General features: G+C 65.1%; 7 protein-coding genes, 1 tRNA gene and 1 pseudogene. 4 read left to right on the top strand and 5 right to left on the bottom strand.

The features are described from left to right. Both U1E69_RS12335 and U1E69_RS12330 read right to left on the bottom strand, forming a co-directional pair. Window positions 1–144 (bottom strand): transposase (locus tag U1E69_RS12335; protein ID WP_322243749.1); only part of this gene is annotated, 144 nt, incomplete at its 3' end. A 421-nt stretch (window positions 145–565) separates the two neighbouring features. After that, window positions 566–655, bottom strand: a tRNA-Ser gene (locus U1E69_RS12330). A 185-nt stretch (window positions 656–840) separates the two neighbouring features. Between U1E69_RS12330 and U1E69_RS12325 the strand changes: the two genes are divergently transcribed. The 4 genes and pseudogenes from U1E69_RS12325 to U1E69_RS12310 all read left to right on the top strand — a co-directional run bounded on the left by U1E69_RS12325 (window position 841) and on the right by U1E69_RS12310 (window position 3,347). Beyond that, entirely contained in the window at window positions 841–1,701 is an 861-nt protein-coding gene (locus tag U1E69_RS12325; protein WP_322244664.1) for a DUF2059 domain-containing protein, read from the top strand. A gap of 201 nt (window positions 1,702–1,902) precedes the next feature. Continuing rightward, window positions 1,903–2,340 (top strand): annotated as a pseudogene (gene rplU, locus U1E69_RS12320) (50S ribosomal protein L21); the annotation flags it as partial. 15 nt (window positions 2,341–2,355) lie between these two features. After that, on the top strand, window positions 2,356–2,625 hold the full coding sequence (gene rpmA, locus U1E69_RS12315) for a 50S ribosomal protein L27 (RefSeq protein ID WP_305541103.1): 270 nt from the start codon (window positions 2,356–2,358) through the stop codon (window positions 2,623–2,625). Between the two features lie 182 nt (window positions 2,626–2,807). Next, a complete protein-coding gene (locus U1E69_RS12310) occupies window positions 2,808–3,347 on the top strand; it encodes a GNAT family N-acetyltransferase (protein WP_322244663.1) in 540 nt (179 codons plus the stop codon). Window positions 3,348–3,606: 259 nt separating this feature from the next. On the opposite strand, the gene U1E69_RS12305 is transcribed toward U1E69_RS12310, so the two are convergent. The 3 genes from U1E69_RS12305 to U1E69_RS12295 form a co-directional block, all read right to left on the bottom strand. Next, window positions 3,607–4,227 carry a thiamine phosphate synthase gene (locus U1E69_RS12305; RefSeq protein WP_322244662.1) on the bottom strand — a complete coding sequence of 207 codons (621 nt, stop codon included), beginning with the start codon at window positions 4,225–4,227 and terminating at the stop codon, window positions 3,607–3,609. 34 nt (window positions 4,228–4,261) lie between these two features. Next, window positions 4,262–4,390 carry a hypothetical protein gene (locus tag U1E69_RS12300; protein WP_322244661.1) on the bottom strand — a complete coding sequence of 43 codons (129 nt, stop codon included), beginning with the start codon at window positions 4,388–4,390 and terminating at the stop codon, window positions 4,262–4,264. 283 nt (window positions 4,391–4,673) lie between these two features. After that, window positions 4,674–5,762, bottom strand: coding sequence for an IS4 family transposase (locus U1E69_RS12295; protein WP_322244660.1), 1,089 nt, complete (start codon window positions 5,760–5,762; stop codon window positions 4,674–4,676). Window positions 5,763–5,821 lie beyond the last annotated feature (59 nt).

Raw genomic sequence — 5,821 nt, 5'->3', positions numbered from 1 at the left:
GGACCAGCGCAAGCCATTGCGATTGATGAAGATAATGCCACTCAGAACGCGACGATCATCGACGCGCGGCTTACCATGGCTCTTGGGAAAGAAGGGCCGCAGCCGCGCCATCTGTGCCTCCGTCAGCCAGAAAAGGTTGCTTATCGTTCAGTCTCCTTGCAGAGGCTGAATCACGCTGCCAGCGCAAAAGCAATGGGTCCTGACCCTAAGGGAAAACCTTCGCATCTACCGGTGTGTAGGTCACCAATCTGGGAGGTACATCAACAAGCGTCATGGTCTGCCTGACGTCGGTGATGGTCCTTGCCGCCGCTTTGGTCCTCTGCGGTTCTAAGTGCTCGTAGGTCAACATGATCTTGCCTCCGGCGCTCTGCGCCGGAGGCGTTTCGTTGTGGCCTCAAATGAACTTTGGAGCTTGTAGTTCTCGTGGGACGATCTTGGCGGTTCAGTGAGCATCACCTTCGTCGCTCTCAGTGCGTTTCCGGGTGCAATAGCGTGTACAATAGGATGATTCTTCGCTCCGTCGAATGCAGCACTTTCTGCTTTCATATCAAGGATTTGGGGGTGTTGGCGGAGAGGGTGGGATTCGAACCCACGGTAGGCGCAAACCTACAACGGTTTTCGAGACCGCCACGATCGACCACTCCGTCACCTCTCCGCGCTTCAGGGGTCGTCTATGTGGCGGGGTGGATAGCCGGGCCTCGGGAGATGCGCAAGGGGCAATCGGCAGAAATTCCGTCCGACTCTGGGGTGCATGATCACAGCCTGTTGCGGACCTTCGGCTTGGCAAGAGGGGCGGGAGGCACTAGCTCTCGGACGTCGCACTGTCGGAAGGGCCCGCCCATGCTGTTGTCTCGTGTCGCTCTTGCTGCGTTTCTCGCGCTGGGCCAGCCCGTGCTGGCCGAAACCCCGGCAGTCGATCCGGCGGCAGATTCCGCAGCCGAGGTTTCGGTCGATCGGGTGGCCGAGGTGATGCGGCTGGGGGATCTTTTCGAGGTCCTGCGCGAGGAGGGGGTCGCGCATGGCGCAGAACTGCAGGCCGACATGTTCCCCTCGGGCGGCGGGGCGGACTGGACGGCCGATGTCTCGGACATCTATGACGCGGACCGGCTGCAAACCGCGTTCCTCGAAGCGCTGCGGGCCCGGATGTCCGACCAGCCCGAGAACATGGAGGCGATCATCGCCTTCTTCGGCTCGGACCTTGGTCAGCGGATCGTCGCGCTTGAGATCGACGCCCGTCGCGCCTTCATCGACACGGCCACCGAAGAGGCGGCGCGGGTTGCTGCGGACGATGCCAATGCGGCGAAGGACCCCAAGGTCGCGCTGATCCGCCAGATGATCGAAGCCGGCGATCTTCTGGAAATGAACGTGGCCGGGGCGCTGTCGGGAAGCCTGGCCTTCATGACCGGGATGTCGGAGTCGGGTGCCTACGGGGCGATCCCGCAGGACCAGCTTCTGTCGGATGTCTGGGGCCAGGAAGAGCAGGTCCGCACCGACACCTCGACCTGGCTTTATGCTTACCTCGGGCTGGCCTATCATCCCCTGACCGAGGCCGAGCTGAAAAGCTATATCGCGTTCTGGGAAAGCCCGGCGGGGCAGGCGCTGAATGCGGGGCTGTTCGGCGCGTTCGACACGGTGTTCCGGCAGGTTTCGCTGGACCTTGGCCGGGCCGCCGGACGGGCGATGCAAGGGCGCGATATCTGACCCGGCGCGCTTGACACTGCCTGGGCTTCGACGCATAAGCGCGCATCTCGGGCCAAGGGGCGACTCTCGGCCCGAGATGTTTTTTCAATGACGCCCCTCGGGGGCGCGCTGTCCGAAGGCGGGCCAACCTTGCGAAAGGCGGCCCCGGAACGCCCGGGAAATCGGGGGCCGAAGGGCGCGGAGAGATGGAAGGAAAGACGCATGTTTGCGGTCCTCAAGACCGGCGGCAAGCAGTACAAGGTGCAGGCGGGTGACGTTTTGCGCGTGGAAAAGCTTGATGCCGTCGCTGGCGAAAAGATCCAGTTCAACGACATCCTGATGGTCGGCACCACGATCGGTGTGCCGATGGTTGCAGGCGCGGCCGTCCAGGCCGAGGTCATCGACCAGATCAAGGGTGAGAAGGTCATCCACTTCGTGAAGCGCCGCCGGAAGCACTCTTCCCAGCGGACCAAGGGCCACCGCCAGCACCTGACGCTGGTGCGCGTGACCGAGGTCCTGGAAAAGGGTGCCGACAAGTCGGGCGTCAAGGCTGCCGTTGGCACCGTTGCCGCGCGCCGTGTCGCTCATGAAGCGCCCGGTGCGGCCAAGCCCGCCGAGAAGGCCGAGAAACCGAAGCGTGCCGCCAAGGCCGCTGCAGCGCAGGAGTAACACCGCATGGCACACAAGAAAGCAGGCGGTTCGTCCCGCAACGGTCGCGACTCGGCCGGTCGTCGTCTGGGCATCAAGCTCTTCGGCGGTCAGGCTGCCATTCCCGGCAACATCATCTGCCGCCAGCGCGGGACCACCTGGTTCCCGGGCGAAGGCGTCGGCATGGGCACTGACCACACGATCTTTGCAAAGGTCGAGGGCCGCGTGACCTTCAAGAAAGGCCTGAAAGGCCGCACCTTTATTTCGGTTCTCCCCGCCCAGGAGGCAGCCGAGTAAGCCGAACCTTTACAATCGCATTGTAGATGGGGGATCGGCCGCAAGGTCGGTCCCCCATCTCGTTTCCGGGCTCGACCGGGGATTGTGGCAGGGTGCCACGACCTCACCCCGAAAGGGCCAAACATTCGGGCGATTGAAGGGTTAACCGACAATCCCCACATGCGCTTCGAAGGAGGGAAGCCATGATCCTGGAGAAGATCGCCACCCCGGTGGAAATCGCGACCGACCGCTTCACGCTGCGCGCTGTGCGAAAGTCCGATGCCGGGCTTTTCGCGCTTTATGCCGGTGACAAGCGCGTGGCCGAGGCGACCCAGGGCATCCCGCATCCCTTGCCGCCTGGCGCGGCGGAAGCCTTCTGCACCCGCGCCATGACCGCCGGGTCCGAAGAGGATATCTGGGTCATGGATGGCACCCGCTCGGGCCTGCCGGAAGTGCTGGGGGTGATCTCGCTGAAGAAGATGGACCGCGGCCAGTCCGAGGTCGCCTTCTGGGTCGCGCCGGCCTTCTGGAACCACGGCATCGCCTCGGCGGCCGTCCAGGCGCTGGTGGCGGCCAATCCGCAGAAGAACTGCACGATGTTCGCCGAAGCGTTTCAGGACAATCCGGGATCGGCCCGGGTGCTGACCAACGCGGGGTTTCAGTATCTGGGCGACGCGGAAAGCCATTCCGTCGCGCGGGGCGCCAACGTGCCGACCTGGACCTATATCCGCAAGCTGGACTAGGGTCGAAGGCACTGGCGCGTCGCTACCGGATAGACCGCCCAACGCTGAGCCCGGCTGCCGCCTGAGACGAGGCGGCGGGAGTTGGGGGGGGTGGAGGTCAAGCGCCACAGGAACACTGCCGGGCACAAGGGACCGATCTGCCGCATGTGATCGAGGAGCTGACGCGTTCGCGGTTTAGCTGAAAGCGGCTCCTCGTGCGCCTTCGGCTTCTCGTCGCAGGGGCGGCCAGCGAGGAGCGACGAAGTCTACGACGAGCGGGTCAGCCGAGAGGAGCGAGCAGGGTCTTCAGCGCCGTCAGCGGGTCGTCCGAGGTCCAGATTTCCTCGCCCACGGCAAAGAAATCGGTGACGGGGCCGAACTTGGCCACCAGTTCGGCGGTCAGCGCGCCCTCGGCGATGATCGGGACCTCGATCACCTCGGACCACCATTCGAACAGGTCGAACTCTGCCCGGCTGCCGTCACCCAGCGCAGTCGCACCGATCGGGCCGAAGCTGGCGTAATCGGCCCCGGCCTCACCGGCCGACATCCCGTCGTGCCGCGAGGTGCCGCAGAAGGCCCCGACGATGGCATCAGCGCCCAGGTCCTTGCGGGCCTTCCGGACATGGCGCGACCCGTCGGTCAGGTGGACCCCGTCCAAGCCCAGGCGCTCGGCCAGGATCAGGTGGTTGTCGATCACCACGGCCACGTCGCGGGCATGGGCGGCCTCACGCGCGGCGTCTGCGGCGCGCATCAGTGTGTCCTCGTCCCGTGTGGCAAGCGAAAGCCGCAGGCAGGCGATCTCGGCCCCGTCAAGGATCAGGCCGATCCGGTCCGAGAAGGTCTCGGCATCGAAGGTCGGGGGTGTGATGAGGGTGATCTGCGGGCGGTCTTCAGCGGCCATTTCGGGCTCCGGGATAGGTGTCGCGCTGCGTCTATCAGCCTTTCCGGCGCTTGGCTACCTTGGGCGGCAAGGCGCGGACAGTGGCCAGGGCCAGCGACAGAAGAGCGGCGCGCCTGGCGTCGTCGGCGCTGTCTTCGGGCGAAAGCTGGACCATCGCGGACATCTCCCGGCCACCCATCCACACCCGCTGCGCGCCCGGAACAGCCAGGGCGGCGGGGGAACAGTCCCATAGGCGCTAACTTAAGCCTTGAGCCATTTGCAGAGTTCGCTTTCTGGTTGGTTCACTGAGGCAATATGAGGTGGTCTGCAGGGCGGTCCTGCAGGCTTTCAGTGGAAGCGTGCCAAAGATGGCAGCGCGCAGGATGCGGATGACCATCTTGTAGATACGCCAGAGTGAAGGGTGCCGGCGCGGCGGATCGGCCACACTGTCTGCGGCGGCAGCCGACTCAGGGGGGAGAGTCCGGCGCGGGCCGGATCATGTCGTCGATGAGGAAGGCGGCGAGCAGGTTGGCGTATATCCAGGTTCGTGCGAGATCGGGATCCTTTGCGCGCAAGGCATCGAGGTTGAGTAGGCTTTTCAATCGCTTGAAGGCAAGTTCAACCTGCCAGCGGAGGCGATAGAGAGCCCCGATGCGCGCGGCGGGATAGTCCTGCGGGTCAAGCGAGGTCAGGAGCAGGACGTGTGATGCGGCTTCCAGCGTTTCCGGCTGGACCTGCCTGCTCTTGCGGCGGTTCTCCTTGCCGATGCGGTGCCGGGCTGCCTGGATCTTGTCCGCCGGCAGGCGCAGGGCGATGAGCCGCGCGGCAAACGGCTCCCACGCGCGATCCTTGCCGCGGCCGATCAGGATACGGGCTTCACCGCTCTCGGCCTCGCCGAGACCGCGCAGGAACGCCATCACGTCGAAGCGGGCGCCGTTTGCATCCAGCCAGTGCAGGCCGCGCCAGTGCACCCGGACGAGATAGTCGCCCGGCCCCTCGGCCAGTGCACGCAGGCTTTCGGGGCGCGACCCGAACCCGCGATCGGCGATCCGGATCTCGTCTGCCCTGGCCACGAACCTGTCCAGTCGCTCGGCTCCCTTCCCGTCAGTCAGCTCGAAATCGGTGAACCGGCAGCCGCGCGGATCGTAGCCCATGTGCAGCCGCCAGTCCGCGCCCCGGTTGCCGGGCGCGGTCAAGACAGTGCCATCCACCAGGCGCAAGGGGCGCGGTCCGATGTCTTCAGCCTCTGCGCGGCTTGACAGCACTTGGCCCGCCAATGTGCCGAACCAGTCCGAGGCGCGGCGCAGACGCTTCAGCAGGGCAACATCCGAGACCTCGGCGATGCCCTGTATCCGGGCCCAGGCGGAGACCTCGCGCAGGGACATGCCCCCCGGACCATAGCCAAGACCGAGCCGCAGCAGGCTCGCCCCGTCACGAACACCGCGCCGCCGCGTCAGCGCACCACAGGCCCCCGCTGAGGCATCCAGAGCCTCGGCTGTCCCGATCCGCGCAAGAAGCCCGGACCACTCATCATCGGAAGAAATCTCATGCCTCATCCCGATGTTGAATCACGCAAGGCTCCAAACGCCAACCCTTAAGTTAGCGCCTATGGGGA

The organism is Tabrizicola sp. (assembly GCF_034366665.1).
GTDB lineage: Bacteria > Pseudomonadota > Alphaproteobacteria > Rhodobacterales > Rhodobacteraceae > Tabrizicola.
This window is presented reverse-complemented; position numbering and strand designations above follow the sequence as displayed.

Excerpts from the sequence above, each read along its gene's own strand:
- U1E69_RS12325 (WP_322244664.1), top strand. The coding sequence starts at position 841 with ATGCTGTTGTCTCGTGTCGCTCTTGCTGCGTTTCTCGCGCTGGGCCAG.
- rpmA (WP_305541103.1), top strand. The coding sequence starts at position 2,356 with ATGGCACACAAGAAAGCAGGCGGTTCGTCCCGCAACGGTCGCGACTCG.
- U1E69_RS12310 (WP_322244663.1), top strand. The coding sequence starts at position 2,808 with ATGATCCTGGAGAAGATCGCCACCCCGGTGGAAATCGCGACCGACCGC.
- U1E69_RS12305 (WP_322244662.1), bottom strand. The coding sequence starts at position 4,227 with ATGGCCGCTGAAGACCGCCCGCAGATCACCCTCATCACACCCCCGACC.
- U1E69_RS12300 (WP_322244661.1), bottom strand. The coding sequence starts at position 4,390 with ATGTCCGCGATGGTCCAGCTTTCGCCCGAAGACAGCGCCGACGACGCC.
- U1E69_RS12295 (WP_322244660.1), bottom strand. The coding sequence starts at position 5,762 with ATGAGGCATGAGATTTCTTCCGATGATGAGTGGTCCGGGCTTCTTGCG.